At 63.2% G+C, this 14,556-nt stretch carries 12 protein-coding genes and 1 tRNA gene; 8 read left to right on the top strand and 5 right to left on the bottom strand.

Features of this window, described 5'->3' with window-relative positions:
* Nucleotides 1–286: 286 nt before the first annotated feature.
* Both PX52LOC_RS27005 and PX52LOC_RS27000 read right to left on the bottom strand, forming a co-directional pair.
* Entirely contained in the window at nt 287–991 is a 705-nt protein-coding gene (locus PX52LOC_RS27005; protein ID WP_149113008.1) for a hypothetical protein, read from the bottom strand.
* A 169-nt stretch (nt 992–1,160) separates the two neighbouring features.
* Nucleotides 1,161–1,235, bottom strand: a tRNA-Pro gene (locus PX52LOC_RS27000).
* 382 nt (nt 1,236–1,617) lie between these two features.
* On the opposite strand from PX52LOC_RS27000, the gene PX52LOC_RS26995 reads away from it, so the two are divergent.
* From PX52LOC_RS26995 to wecB, 7 genes are all read left to right on the top strand, one after another.
* Complete coding sequence (locus PX52LOC_RS26995) at nt 1,618–3,033, top strand: hypothetical protein (protein WP_149113007.1); 1,416 nt, start codon at nt 1,618–1,620, stop codon at nt 3,031–3,033.
* A 103-nt stretch (nt 3,034–3,136) separates the two neighbouring features.
* Complete coding sequence (locus PX52LOC_RS43455) at nt 3,137–5,308, top strand: hypothetical protein (protein ID WP_178132577.1); 2,172 nt, start codon at nt 3,137–3,139, stop codon at nt 5,306–5,308.
* Nucleotides 5,309–5,449: 141 nt separating this feature from the next.
* Complete coding sequence (locus PX52LOC_RS26985) at nt 5,450–6,763, top strand: SGNH/GDSL hydrolase family protein (protein ID WP_149113006.1); 1,314 nt, start codon at nt 5,450–5,452, stop codon at nt 6,761–6,763.
* 101 nt (nt 6,764–6,864) lie between these two features.
* Nucleotides 6,865–7,563: a YHS domain-containing protein gene (locus PX52LOC_RS26980; protein WP_149113005.1), complete on the top strand. Its 699-nt coding sequence runs from the start codon at nt 6,865–6,867 to the stop codon at nt 7,561–7,563.
* Between the two features lie 51 nt (nt 7,564–7,614).
* Nucleotides 7,615–7,857, top strand: coding sequence for a hypothetical protein (locus tag PX52LOC_RS26975; RefSeq protein ID WP_149113004.1), 243 nt, complete (start codon nt 7,615–7,617; stop codon nt 7,855–7,857).
* Nucleotides 7,858–7,918: 61 nt separating this feature from the next.
* Entirely contained in the window at nt 7,919–10,030 is a 2,112-nt protein-coding gene (locus PX52LOC_RS26970; protein ID WP_168219223.1) for an alpha/beta hydrolase family protein, read from the top strand.
* Nucleotides 10,031–10,050: 20 nt separating this feature from the next.
* Nucleotides 10,051–11,181: a non-hydrolyzing UDP-N-acetylglucosamine 2-epimerase gene (wecB, locus tag PX52LOC_RS26965; RefSeq protein WP_149113002.1), complete on the top strand. Its 1,131-nt coding sequence runs from the start codon at nt 10,051–10,053 to the stop codon at nt 11,179–11,181.
* A gap of 4 nt (nt 11,182–11,185) precedes the next feature.
* Here the strand turns inward: wecB and PX52LOC_RS26960 are convergent, their stop codons facing one another.
* Both PX52LOC_RS26960 and trpS read right to left on the bottom strand, forming a co-directional pair.
* Entirely contained in the window at nt 11,186–11,620 is a 435-nt protein-coding gene (locus PX52LOC_RS26960; protein WP_149113001.1) for a hypothetical protein, read from the bottom strand.
* A gap of 49 nt (nt 11,621–11,669) precedes the next feature.
* Nucleotides 11,670–12,755, bottom strand: coding sequence for a tryptophan--tRNA ligase (trpS, locus tag PX52LOC_RS26955; RefSeq protein ID WP_149113000.1), 1,086 nt, complete (start codon nt 12,753–12,755; stop codon nt 11,670–11,672).
* A 103-nt stretch (nt 12,756–12,858) separates the two neighbouring features.
* Between trpS and PX52LOC_RS26950 the strand changes: the two genes are divergently transcribed.
* On the top strand, nt 12,859–13,650 hold the full coding sequence (locus PX52LOC_RS26950; protein ID WP_149112999.1) for a hypothetical protein: 792 nt from the start codon (nt 12,859–12,861) through the stop codon (nt 13,648–13,650).
* Nucleotides 13,651–13,656: 6 nt separating this feature from the next.
* On the opposite strand, the gene rph is transcribed toward PX52LOC_RS26950, so the two are convergent.
* Nucleotides 13,657–14,400, bottom strand: coding sequence for a ribonuclease PH (gene rph / locus PX52LOC_RS26945; protein WP_149112998.1), 744 nt, complete (start codon nt 14,398–14,400; stop codon nt 13,657–13,659).
* Nucleotides 14,401–14,556: the final 156 nt, after the last annotated feature.

The raw sequence follows: 14,556 nt of genomic DNA, 5'->3' as shown, positions 1-14,556 counted from the left end.
CTCAGGTTTCAAGAATTCAAGGACGGCGAACTCATTCCGGTCGAGGTGCGGCAATCCGAGGTGAACCAGCTCGGCGGCTTCATGGTGGGTGCCGGCTTGCGGGTGCCGGACGACTCAGACTTGGATGAGCGGTGTCCTGGCTGTCGACGAACGCTCGCCATCCGCAATCGAGCCCGGATGGTCTTACTCCGGAAGGCCGTCGATAAGTTTGCCCTTGAGCACCGTGACGAGTGGGAAAAGCCAGATGTGCAAGGCGGCACGAGAGAATCGTGACCACAGGTCCGCATCACTCGGGGTCCATGAAGCTGACGGCCAACCCTTCGCCGTGCGGCTTGACGCGGACCTTCGCCCGGGTGGGCGGCACGCCCTCCCCGTAAAGCATTAGGGTCACAACGTACTCTTGGACCGGCTTGGATCTGCCGTTCCTGGATGACCAGATGAGGTGCGTGCTCCCCACCGGCATCCAGCAAATCTCGATCTCCTCGGACTCGCCTTCCCGAAGTGTGTATGTCCCGCTGCCGAGGGGCAGCTTCACCAGCTCGGGGCCGTTGAAGGCCCCTTCGATCGTGTCGGTCAGCAGGGTCTCAAGCATCAACCCGCATTCCTTCAGCGTCGACCGGGAGGTGTTCCGGATCGTGACGCAGTACCTGAGTCTATCGTTCCCAGGGCCGGACGGGGGATCGGAGAACCGTGTTCCGAAAATCGCCCGGCGCACGAAATCCAGGTCCGGGGTGGGTCGAAACTTGTACGCGGTCCAAGAAAAACAAACGATCAAGTAGATGGCCAAACCGATGCCGCCAACGAGCCATCCAATGGGTACGTTGACGGACGTATGGAGGAAAAACTCACTCACGGCTGCCACGCTCAGACCCACGAAGGCGGCCAAGGACACGACCCAACCGCCAACGCTCCCGACCTGATTGTAGCCCGCGCGGGCCATTTTGCCGGCCTGACCACCGTACCGAACGAAGTCCTTCGCCTTCTTGTTCACCGCCCACCCTGTTCGACTGGGGATGTGATGTGCGGAGCAGGGTGGCCCGCAGAAGACAAAAAAAACCACCCGCGAGGATTTCCTCGCGGGCGGGGTTGTGAATTTCCCCTCCCCCGACGCAAACCAGGGGAGGGGGACGGTCAAGGCTCGTCCACCAAGCCTCAACCAGTCGGACCGGGGAGATTTGAACTCCCGACCTCTTGCACCCCAAGCAAGCGCGCTAGCCAAGCTGCGCTACGGCCCGGACTCCCACTTTGTACCAAATTCGAAGGCATCGACAATCGCACTTTTCGGAGTGATCCCAACGTGTTGCCCCGAATGACAAATCGAACGGCCGACAGGTTCACGAACTGCTTGCATCGGGGCGGGATCACTGATAGCCTAAATTTACGGTGGGTGTGATTCGACTCACGAATTGCCGCCTGCTGCGTTACACAGATACCTGTCGTCGCTCCTTTTCCACCTTTACGCGGGTACACCCGACCATGCGTTCGAAACGATCTGTACTGGCCACAAGTACGTTTCTACTCATTGGCGTTGCCCTCAGCGGACCCACCGTTTCCGGTCAAAATCCGCCCGCCGCGAAGGCCGAGACGCCTCGTCCCGCACCGCCGCCACCCCGGAGAATGGTCCCGCTCGACAGCTTCAAGTTGACACCGCCCGGCAATACGAGTGGTGCGCGGACGGCCGTCATCAACATGCGGGACGGAAAGTCGGTCATCATCGACCCGAACACGAAGAAGGTGGCGAAAGACAAGCAGGACGCGATGAATCTCTTCGCGAAATCGCTCGTCTACGTCCTCACCGACAAGGTCTACTACACCCCGCCCGATCCGAAAAAGGGCGAACTCCGGCCGGTCCCGCCGGAACTGACGCTCGAATCCTTGTTCGACGCGGCCAGTTCGTTCATCCTCGTCCCGACTTGGGGTCAGAAGCAGAAGCTCAATATCGATCAGTCCGACTATATCGGCGGGTTCGGCGAGGCGATGGACGCGGCCATCCGTGATATCCTTCAGCCGAAGGGGGCGAAGCAAGGCGATCCGCCGCCGGCCGTGCCGGAAATCATGCAGATCAACGCCGCCCGGATGCTCTCCCTAGCGGCGAAGTCCGGCGCGCCGGCGCACTACCCCACGATCCTGACCCTTCTAACGGACCCCAATACCGACCCGGCCATCCTGATCTACGCCATCAAGGCCGCCGAGGGCTTGATCGGTGCGTACAACCCGGTTTGGGCCAACGACGTGAAGTACGCCACGCACACAATCAAGGACGCCGAGATGGTCAAGTTGGTGGGCGCGCTCGATGCGATCGTGAAGCGGACCAAGCCCTACGGCCTCCCGTCTCGGGCGCCGAAGCCACCACCGCCGCCGATGCCCGTCACGCCCGCTCCGAGCACGGTCGATGCGAAGAACGCACCGCCGACGGTCGGCCAGTTGCAAACGGAAATGGTGAGCAAGGAACAGCAAATGGTGGTCCGTTACTACCGGCGGGCTGCTCTTCGGGCGATGGCCCAGTGCCGCTACCCCCAGTTCATCGACGCCCAAGACGGTAGCTCCGTCCGACCGCTCGCGACGCTGGCGAAGATGGCCATCGGCGACCCGTCGATCACCCGGACGCCTGGCTACGATGAAATTGCAATTGCCGTCATGGGCCTGTGCAATCTCCACGACTATAAGGACGTGAACATGGACGTCCTCTTCGACTGTGTCGCCCAGGGCGTTCTCAATTTCAGCGGGAAGAAGACCGGCAAGCCGGAGGACCATTCGATCCCGTGGAAGGTGACCGGGAGCTACCTGATTACGGCCCTGACGGACTGGCAGAAGGTTCCGAACGCCGCACGGTATCGGAACAAGCTCGAGTCGCTCGCGACGGTGCTGGTGGAGCGAGTGCTTGTGCCCCTCGAAAAGATCGGCACCCCGGGCTTCGTCCCGAATGCCGACGCGGTCGCCCGGTGGCGGGAGCAAAACCCCGTTCCGGAATTGAAGTTGTTCATTGAGGCCAAGGAACCGCCGCTGAAGGCGGGTTTCGTTGAGCCGACATAAATCCGAGGCCACTGCCCGTTGCGACTCTCGCGGCGGGCGGCCATAATAGTCTTCAGACTCACTCTTTCGGCAGACTGCCGGATCATTTCGTTGGAGGTCCGCGATGCGACGTTGGCTCCTCATCCTCGGGGCCGCTCTGGCCGCAAGTTCACCAGCGGCTCAAGCCCAGTCATCGAAAGATGTCCTGACGCCGGGTTATCTCGTCATCCGCGTCATTCTCGACGGCGTGGGTGCGCCGCTCGATCCGATGGGCGGTGGACCTGGGGCGCCGCCCGTCCCCATGGGCTCCAGTGGCGAAGGCAGTTCGGGTGGTCCCGGTTTCGGTCCCCCAGGCGGTCCGCCCGGCTTCGGCCCGATGGGACCCGGGGGGCGGTCGGCGGAAACCGCGAAGTCGATCTTCGTGGTGGCCCCGTACCGGTCGATTACCTTCAAGCCGCTCTACCCGAACAAGGCCGTAAACGCTCAGACGAACCCCGGAAGTTTGGCGGCTGTTCGCACCAAGTACGGCACCACGTACCTCTACCAAGACAACACGTCGATCCAGGTCCAGCCGATCCGCGAACCGTCACGCGGGCAATTGCAGACCTCGCTCGAAACGCCCATTCACGAAAGCCACAAGCGGTGGTCGAATAACCGCACCTTCGAGCCGATCTACCAGATGACGATCGACGCCCTGGCCCTGGGAATGATCGACGACGCTTTCAATTACGCGAACGAAGTGATGAAGCTCGTCGAGGTTCTCAAGGACAAGACTCCATCGCAGAAGATTCTCGACTTCACGAAGGCCTGGAAGGCGGTTTCGGACAAGATCGAAAAGGACGCGACGCCGTCCCCGGAGGGCGAAGAGTGGCGCTCGCGCCTATCGGCCGGGAGCGTGAAGAACAGCAAGCACTACTCGCTGGTGTACTGGGGCGAACGGCAGATCAACCCGGCCGAACTCGACCGCCGGTTGGCCGCGTTGGAAAAGAACTTCAAGGCCTTCTACCTCTGGCACGCGCTCCAGGGGATCGCGCTAACCGTTCCCGACAAGACGTTGATGGTCGTTCTCGCCGACCGCGCCGCGGACGTCTACCCGCTCCGCACGAAACTCGACGGGCTGGCGATTCAATCCGACGCCTTTTACTCGCCGACGAACAACCTGGTCGTTCTTTCCCCCGAACGGTTGGACAACCTCGGGGCCGCGTTCGCGGACTTGGCACGGTCATCGTACAAGAACGGGTGGAGCCGTGAGGAACTCTTGAAGGGCGTGCCCGCCACTGGCGGGCAGAGACAACCGCCCCTCGAAATCACCCGGATGATGACCCTCGCGCTCGTCGATCGGTTGCTCGAAGAAGAAATGGACGGGTCGGCAATGAGCCGGGAAGCGACCCGCCAGCTTTACGTCGCCAGTGGCGTCCTCCCGCAGAACGTGCAGTTGCCGAACTGGCTCGAATCGGGCCTGGGCAGCCTCATGCAACACCCGAAGGGCCCACTGTTCACCCACGACGACAAGGGGGGTCATACGGCAATGGTCGCAGGTTTGGCGCACGGGTACGGCTCGCCGAACTACATCCTCCACCGGGAGTACAAGCAGCTCGAAGCGAAGCACGAACTGAACCCGAAGCCCGAGGTCTTGCTGCGGAACATCCTCACGGACCGTTACTTCGAGGCCGTGCGGGCGGGTGCCGATGTGGACCCGCCGCCGGTACGACCGAAGGCCGACACAAGTGTTCCCGTCGGTGGCTCGCCCGGCGGGCGACCCGGGTTCGGCCCCCCGGGTTCCGGTCCGCCCGGCAGTCAGCCCCCCCCTGGTAGCGAAGGTTCGTCCGGCCCCGGTGGTCCTGGAGCCCCTGGCATTCCTGGGGGCACGATCACGATGGAAAACGAAGTGGGCAACAAGCGGATGTTGCGCGAAAAGCTCCAGATGAAGGCCGAGGTCACCTCCTGGGCACTCATGTACCATCTCACGCACGACCGGCTGCTAGGCATGCAAAAGTTCTACGCTGAGATTCGCCGGATGCCACGGGATATGCGGTTGGACGAGAACTTCGTTCTCATGACGTTCTGTAAGTGCTTCAACCTGATGGACCGGCAGAAGCCGAACGAGATCGACCAACTGGCATTCAAAGACTTTGCCGAGAAGTGGGTGCGCTCGATGCGGATCGTGCCGCCTTACGGATTGGACGTGCCGATCGAGGAACACCATCAGCAAAATGGTGGTGGCTTCGGTGGCCCTGGTGGACCTGGCGGACCCGGCGGCGGGCCTGGGCGACCCGGTGGCCCCGGGCAGCCGTAAACCGACTGTTGTCCTTTCGGGCACTGCCGAATCCGATCCCGATCCGGGGTCGGATTTTTTTGTGTGCATTCACCTGCGATCCGCATACCCTCTCACAGCGGTCCCGTCGAACCCTCCGTCTCACCTTTCGGAGTCCTCCCCATGACCCCGTTCCCGCGTCGGTTGTTCGTGTCCGGCATCGTATTCCTGGCATTGTCCTCCACGCTCCTGGCACAAACGCCGGGCAAGAAGGCGGAACTCAAGAAGGGTGTTCGCGTCGCCGTGGTGGGCGATTCGATCACCGAGCAGAAGCTGTACAGTCGATTCCTCGCGGACTACCTCACGGCCTGCTACCCCGACCTCGACGCCCACATCGTTCAGTTCGGCTGGGGCGGCGAGACGGCCGACGGGTTCTCGAAGCGGATGGACAACGACCTGATGCCGTTCAAACCCGACGTGGTCACGCTCTGCTATGGCATGAACGACGGCGGATACTCACGGTTCAGTAAAAGCACGGGCGACCGGTACGAGAAACCGCTGACGGAGATCGTCAGGAAACTCAAGGCGGCCAACGTCACGGTGGTGGTCGGGTCGCCGGGAGCGGTCGATGATTACTTCTACGGGCGGGGACCGAATCAGTTGGAGATGACCGAGCGCTCGAAGATGTACAACCCCACGCTCGCCAAACTCCGGGACATCGCCCACAAGATCGCCGACGACGCCGGGATGCCGTTCGCCAATGTCCACGATGCGATGGTCGATAGCATGCGGAAAGCCCAGACCGCCGACCACCTCGGCCCGAAGTACGCCGTCTGCGGGGCCGACGGAGTTCACGCCGACGCCAACGGCCAGCTTATTATGACCACCGCCTTCCTCCGGGCGATGAAACTCGACGGCGACCTCGGCACCGTTACCATCGACTTCACCGGCGATTCGACCGCCGAGAACGGTCACAAGGTTGCCAGCAGCGACGGCGGTAAGGTCGTGGTCGAGAGTTCCCGCCTGCCGTTCGCCTTCACCGGCGATGCGAGGGCGACCAGCGGCACGCGGAGCATCCTGCCGTTCCTGTCGTTCAACGCCGAGTTCAATCGCTTCACCCTGAAGGTGAAGAACGCCCCCGCCGAGAAGCTGAAGGTCACGTGGGGCCAGGAATCGAAGACGTTCACGAAGGACGAACTTCAGAAGGGGATCAACCTCGCGGAGGCGTTCGAGACCACCGCGCTCTCGGACGCCTTCGCCAAGATCGACACGGCCGTGAACCACCAACAGCACTTTCAAACCTTCATGATCAAGAGCGTCATCACCAACCACCGCGGGTTGGCGGGGCTGGCGAAAGAGGATCCCGAGATCGCAACCGCGCTGGCCAAAATTCAGGAACGCCTCTGGGCGAAGGAAGACGCGAACCACGCCGCCGTGCGGGCGCTCGTGCCGAAAACGCCGGTCACGCACACGATACTGGTCGAGAAGGCCGAGTAATCGGGTGATATAAAGGGAAGGGGCCGGCCGGCGGGGGAACTGCCGCCGGCCCTTTGGCGTCAGAACTTCGTACCTCCCGACACCAATACCGAGGATCCGAGATGAACCGGCGTTTGTTACTCGTCCCCGCCCTGCTCGCGGGGATGTTCTTCGGCCTGGCGACGGCCGACGACAAGGCCAACGCCGCCAAGGCGAAGAAGGCCCTCCAGGACGTCGGCGAGTTCATCGGTCAGTGGAACCTCGACGCCCGGCCGGCCAAGGGGTCGTCGTGGAAGGAAACCGCGACTTGGGGCTGGAAGTTCAAGAAGGACGATTCCTGGATCGAGATCGAGGTGAAGGACGGCAAGGCCTTCACGAAAGGCGAGTTGAAGTACCTCGTTGACAAGAAACTCTACGAGCTCACCACGACCGACAAGGACAAAAAGACGCAGGTGTACACCGGCGACTTCAAGCGGGGCGTGCTGAAACTGGAAGGGAAAGACCCCAAGACCGGCGACGCCCACCGCCTCACCATCAACACCTTGAGCGAAGGGGTGCGGATGGCCATGAACTTCGAAGAGCAACCCGGGGGCAAGGGCCTCTTCACCGATGTGTACAAGGCGACCGGCACCAAGGAGGGCGAGTCGTTCGCCGGCGGGACCGCGTCCAAGAAGCCCGAGTGCGTCGTCACCGGCGGCATCGGCACGATGGCCGTCAGCTACAACGGCAAGACCTACTACGTCTGCTGCTCCGGCTGCCGCGACGAGTTCAACGACAACCCGAAGAAGTACGTGGATGCCTTCGAGAAGAAGAACAAGTAAACCGAACGGGCCGCCGAATTTTCCGGCGGCCCTCTTCGCACGAGGTGGACAATGGTCGCGGCCGTTCGCTGTCCGAACCCGAAGTGCCGGAAGTTCATGCTGGTCGAGGACACCGATCAGGGGAACGTCGTCGCCTGTTTGATTTGCAAGCAGGCGATCAAAGTTCCGGCGGCACCGGGCAAGGCCCCGCCCACCGCGCCGCCGGTCGCCCCCGCCGTCCTCACGAAGCCGGGCACGGGCGAAGACTTGATGCCGATTTTCGACGATGACGAACCGCAGTTCAAAGTCGATTAACGATTCCTTCGACGGCCCCTTCACGGTATGCTCAGCGGAACCCGCCCGACGGAGTTCCGCGATGCGATTCGTCTTGACCCTTCTCGCTCTCGTCCCCGTTTCCGCCCTCGCGGCCGATCCCCAGCCGGACCTCTCGGCCGGCCGTGCGATGATCGACAACTACTTCCGCGTCCAGTCGAAGCAGATCGCGGATCAATGCCTGAACGACCTCACCACGAAGGCCGATTGGGAGAAGCGGCGGGTCACGTTACGTCAGCAGTACCTGGAGATGATGGGCCTCTGGCCGATGCCCGCCCGCACTGACTTGAAGCCGGTCGTGACCGGCACGGTGGAGGCTGAGAAGTACCGCGTCGAGAAACTGCACTTCCAGTCGATGCCGGGGCTGTACGTCACCGCGAACTTGTACCTGCCGAAAGGGGACGTGAAGAATGCCCCCACCGTTCTATACGTTTGCGGCCACGGCAACGTCGTCGAGAAAGGGGTCTCCTACGGCAGCAAGGTCTTCTACCAGTACCACCCCGCGTGGTTCGCCGCCCACGGCTACGCTTGCCTCATCCTCGACACGCTGCAACTCCACGAAATTCCCGGCCAACACCACGGCACGTACCGCGAGAAGATGTGGTGGTGGCACACCCGCGGTTACACGCCGGCGGGCATCGAACTGTGGAACGCGATCCGGGCCATCGACTACCTCGAAACGCGGCCCGAGGTGGACGCGAAGCGGATCGGTCTGACCGGCCGGTCCGGCGGCGGGGCGACGAGTTGGTGGACGGCGGCGGCCGACGAGCGAATTCAGGCCGTCGTGCCGGTCGCGGGCTTCGCCGACCTGACGGCCCACATTTCCGACGGTTCGCAACCGGGTTCGCCCGACCGCCTGAAAGCCGGCGTGATTGCCGGGCACTGCGACTGCATGTTCCCGGTAAACACGTACCGCTGGGACTTCGCGCAGATCGCCGCCCTCATCGCCCCGCGGCCGCTCTTGCTCGGCAACTCGGACGCGGACGACATTTTCCCGGTGGCCGGCTACCGGCGGATCGCGGGCAAGGTGCGAAAGGTCTACGCCCTGTACGGGGCGGAAGAGAAGTTCCAACTGCTCGAAACCAAAGGCCCGCACAAGGACACGCCGGAACTCCGCGTCGGCATCAACAAGTGGATGAACCGCTGGCTGAAGAACGACACCACGGCTGCCGTTGAGGACGACCTGCCGCCGAAGTTGCCGCCGGAACAGTTGAAGGTTCTCGCGAAGACGCCCGAGGATTCGATTAACACGACGATTCAGGACTCGTTCATTAAGCCCGCGAAGATCGACTTGCCTGAATCATCAGCGGTGACGAAAGAGTGGTGGTCGCACAAGCGCGGCCAACTCGTGGCCGACCTGCGGGACAAGGTCTTCTCGGGGTGGGCGAAACAGCCGCCGGCTCTGGGCGTGAAGGCGGCCGGCGAGGTCGTTCACAACGGGGTGAAGTTGCAGGCGTTCGATTTCGTCTCGGAGGAGGCAATTCCGCTTCGCTTGTTCGTGATGAGTTCGCCGGAAGTCACGAAGCCGACGCATGTCATGTTGTCGGTCCTCGACGAAATGGGCTGGCAGACGTGGTGCCGCGATCTGGGGCCAGAGTACGCGGCGTTGTTGCAACGCAAAGAGCCGATCGAACGCGACGAGAAGAAGTTCGCCCAGAACGCGGCCGTGATGAAGCAGGAGAAGGTCGCATTCGCCGCCGTTTGCCCGCGGGGGATCGGGCCGACGCGGTGGGCCGTTGATGGTTCGACCGACGACACGCAGATCCGTCGGCGGTTCCCGCTCCTCGGGCAAACGCTTGACGGGCAGCGCGTCTGGGACACCCGGCGGGCCGTGCAGGCGCTCGCGGAATCGCTAAAAGACGTGCCGGTGCGACTGCACGGTGAGCGCGACGCAGCCGGGATCGCGCTGTACGCCAGTTTGTTTGAACCGGCCGTGGCGGGTCTGGACTTGTGGCACTTGCCGACGACGCACCGCGACGGGCCGATCCTGCTCAACGTCGCCCGCGTACTCGACGTGCCGCAAGCGGTCGCGCTGACGACGGTCCCGGTCACGCTCCACGTGAAGCCGGCCGACCGCGAGGCGTGGGCGTGGCCGGTGCAACTGCAAAAGACCACCGGCGAGCCGCGGCTGAGGTTGGTCGAAGACCGGCCGTGAAAAGTGTGGCATACTCTGTCATGCGACCACCAAAAATCAGCGTCGTCTTCGGCACCCGGCCGGAAGCGATCAAGCTCGCGCCGCTCGTCCTCGCGGGCCGAGCCGACGACCGTTTCGCGCTCGAAGTCTGCGTAACGGGTCAGCACCGGCAGATGCTCGATCAGGTGCTCGACGCCTTTCGGATTCGCCCGGACGTCGATCTCAACCTGATGGCCCCGAGTCAAACACTCGCCGATCTTACCGCCCGAACGCTCACCACGCTCGACGCCCACTTCGCGAACTCAAAGCCCGATCTCGTGCTGGTGCAGGGTGACACGACAACCGTTTTGGCCGCCGCACTCGCGGCGTTCTACCGTCGCATCCCGGTCGGACACGTGGAAGCCGGACTGCGGACGGGCAACCTGCAATCCCCGTTCCCGGAGGAAGCGAATCGCCAACTCACCACGCGCCTGGCGGCCCTCCATTTCGCCCCGACGCAATCCGCGGCCGACAACTTGCTCGGCGAAGGCACCCCGGCTGACCGCGTCCATGTGACGGGAAACACGGTCATTGATGCACTGCTTCACGCGGTTCGTGAGATCGAAACCAATCCGCCGCCCGTGCCCGGTGTGCCGCTGTCCGAGTGGCCGGCCGACCGGCAGTTCGTGCTCATCACCGGCCACCGTCGCGAGAACTTCGGCGCGGGGTTCGAGCAGATGTGCGCGGCGATCGCCCATCTCGCGGCCCAATTCCCAGACGTGGCGTTCGTCTACCCGGTCCACCTCAACCCGAACGTCCGCGAACCTGTTCACCGCATCCTACGCGGCCGGCCGAATGTCTTTCTGACCGAACCGCAGGGCTACCGTGAGTTCCTCGAACTCTTCCGCCGATGCACGCTCGTACTCACTGACAGCGGGGGCGTTCAAGAAGAAGCGCCGACGCTGAACAAACCGGTCCTCGTCATGCGCGACACGACGGAACGGCCCGAGGGCGTCGCGGTCGGGGCCGTGAAGTTAGTTGGACCGTCGTTCGAAGGGATCGTGGGTGGCGTGTCGGAGTTGTTGACGAACCCGGCGGCATACCGAGCGATGACCGGTAAACCGAATCCCTACGGCGACGGGAAGGCGAGTCAGCGCATCCTCGACACGTGCGCAACTTTTCTCGGGCGGTGACGGGTCACGCGAGGCCGAGGTCGCGCTTCATCCGCGAGTACCAATCGCCGCCCCACCACTTCTTGATGCGTGCGATGCCGCTGTCGTCCATCGTCGTCATCACGAGTTTGCGAACATCACCCTCGGTGCGGGTCGTACAGCCGACCAAGTTCGACGCTTCTCGGACGACGCTCTCGAACGCGCTCTGTCGGATGGCCCGGTTGCGGCGGGCTTTCGCGAGCAACTTTTCGCGAATCTGCTGCACCACGACGGCCTCGATCACGTACCCGCGTTCGCGGCACACGTCGGCCAGGAACGTGCGGGCGCGGTCGGTCGAGAAGCCGTGTTGGATGGCGATCTGCATTAACTCGCGTTCCTCGACGCCGTCGATGTACTTGTCGTCCACGCCGCGCTTCTCGATCTCGGCGACGTAGCGCGATTGCAGTTCTTCAGGCGACATGGGAGTTGCCCCGGCGAACACGAATCGTCTCCCGGAATTGTAACAGAACCTATGCCACCGGCCGCGGAAGCATCCCGACCCTTTGGCGGACGAGTTCCATCGTCTTGACCGCTTCCGCCCGTGCTTTAGCCGCCCCGGCCTTCAGCACGGCCTCGACGCGGGTGGGATCGGCGAGCAGTTCCTTCCTGCGTTGTCGGGCGTCGGCGAAGTAGCCGTCGATCTTCTTCAAGAGCAACTGCTTGGCGTGGCCGTAGCCGAACGGCTTTCCCTCCCGCTCGTGGGCGTTGAGCAGCGGGTCGCGGTAGTGAGCGGCCAGGTTTGCGACTTCCTCCGCCGACGCGAAGAGCTTGTAGAGCGTGGCTACGTTGCAGGTGTCCGGGTTTTTCGGCGATTCGAGCGGCGTCGAGTCGGTAACGATCCCCATGACGGCGGTCTTGAGGGCCTTCCCCTCGGCGAAAATCTCGATGGTGTTGCCGTAGGACTTGCTCATCTTCCGGCCGTCGGTGCCTGGGACGGTCGGCGTCTCGCCGAGTTGCTCCTGCGGCAACGGGAACACCTCGCCGTAAGCCTGGTTGAAGTACCCGGCCATGTCGCGGGTCATTTCGAGGTGCTGAACCTGATCCCGGCCGACCGGCACGACGTTCGAGCGCACGATGAGTATGTCCGCCGCCATCAACACGGGGTACGTGAACAACCCGACTGCCGGGGCGATGCCCTGAGCCACCTTGTCTTTGTAAGAGTGAGCGCGCTCGAGGAGGCCCATGCCGGTGACGGTCGCGAGCATCCAGGCGAGTTCGCAGACTTCGGGCACGTCGCTCTGTCGGTAGAAGCACGCCTTCGCCGGGTCGAGGCCGAGTGCGAGGTAGTCGAGGGCCACGTCGCGGACGTTCTCGGCCAACAGTTCGCGGGCGGACTTCCAGGTCTTCTTCCCGGCCTTCTGAGCGGCGTCGGCTTCTCGGGCTTCGGCTTCGCGCAGCGTCGTCAGGGCGTGATAGTCGGCGATGAAGTAGAACGCCTCGCCGGTGTCCTGCCGGGCAATGTGCTGCTGGATTGCGCCGAAGTAGTTGCCGAGGTGCAACTTGCCGGACGGTTGCACGCCACTGAGGATGCGTCGTGGGGCAGGGGCTTCAGGCATCGTTATCTCCGGGCGGCCGGTCGGGCTTGGACTTTACGATCGAGGACGGACACGGTTAGATTAGGACGGGTTCGACCGCATTTCATCGCCCGTTGGGAGAGGTATGGAAACCGCCCTGCTCACGCCGGCCGCCCCCGCCACGGTGGCCGAGTTGGAAAAACAGTCCGAATACCTGCTCGACGCGCTGAAGGTCGCCACGAGTTCCGCTGGCGAACACCGGCTCTTTCGATGGGGCAAACTGAACGGCCTGTTCCCGAGCCGCGTCGGACCGTCGGCGGTTGCCGCACGGTTCGCGCTGTCGCAGGGGTTGCTGGAACACGTCCGGACCGAGGCGAAGGGCCGACTCGTCGTCGAGTGGGTTCGAAGTCTGCCGAAGGCGGTGGAATACCTGCACGACCACGATTCGCCGAAGGCGGTGCTCCGCGAACTGCAAGAAGTCATCGGCGAGACGCGAGCCGGTGTGCCGGTCTGGATGGCGCAGGCCCGCGATGAGGCGGCTCAACTTTCGCTTCGCTTCGACCACACCGCCCGCGAGATGATGAAGCGACTCGACGCCCTGAGCGAACGAGTCGATGCCGCCCTGCAACGGGTGGCGTGTGCGACCCCCACGCTGGGGCAGGGGATGACACGGTTGGTGCCGTGGGCGAACGCGGTGTTGGCGGACCTTGATTGGCGGGCGGCGGGCGATTCACCCCGCCCGGCGACGTTGAGTGAAGTCTTCCAGGTGGCGAACGGCAGCGACGCGAATCTGTCGGTGTTCGGGTTTCACGAGGGCATCCGCAAGCTCTGCGATGGCGGCCTACTCACGCTCGTGGCGGCTCCGGTTGAGGATATCGACGAACCGGAGTACGCACTCGAAATCGGCGGGCAGATGATGTGGCTGGTTCAGCGGTGATGGTGGTTATTTCACCGGTTTGAACGGCCACTGCTTGCCGAGGGCTGCTTTTTGCAGGGCCGTGATCTCCGCGATCCCGGCGGTGCCGAGGTCGACGAGGCGGTCGAGTTGCTTGCGAGTGTAGGTCGATTCCTCGCCCGTCCCTTGCACTTCCACGAACGTCCCACGGCCGGTCATCACGAGGTTGAGATCGACCTCGGCATCGCGGTCTTCCACGTACTCCAAATCGAGCCGCTCTTCGCCTTCCACAATTCCCACGCTGATTGCCGCCACGCTGTCGGTCAAAATCTCGTCGAGCGGGGCGGGAAGGGCGGTCCGAATCGACTGGAGCGCATCGACCACGGCTACGAACGCCCCCGTGATGCTCGCGGTGCGAGTTCCGCCATCGGCGTCGAGTACGTCGCAGTCGATCCAGATGGTTCGCTCGCCGAGTTTCGCCAAGTTCACAACCGCGCGCAGACTGCGACCGATCAGGCGCTGGATTTCGACGCCGCGGCCGTCAATCTTCCCCGCCTTGTCGCGGGCCTTGCGGCTGTTGGTCGAACCGGGCAGCATCCCGTACTCGGCCGTCATCCAACCCTGGCCCTTACCGACCAGGAAGTCGGGCACATTATTGGCGATGGTGCAGGTGCAGAGGACGACAGTATTCCCCGCTTTGACCAGCACACTGCCGGGGGCGTTGCGGGTGTACTTCCGCTTGAAGGTCAGCGGGCGGAGTTGGTTTGGTTTTCGGCCGTGCGGGCGTTCCATAGCCGCTACTCTACGGATCACACGACCCATTGGAGGCCGAACCCTTACCGTCTAACCGATTGGAGAAAGTCCGGGTGCCAGTTTACCAATCTAATTCTTGACAGTAGTCCTTGACATGCCTAGAGTTGAAACGACGGATACCTCATCGTTTTCTCT

Source organism: Limnoglobus roseus, from assembly GCF_008254045.1.
Classification (GTDB): Bacteria; Planctomycetota; Planctomycetia; order Gemmatales; family Gemmataceae; genus Limnoglobus; species Limnoglobus roseus.
Note: the sequence above shows the minus strand (reverse complement) of the source record. Positions and strands in the feature narration are given on the sequence as shown.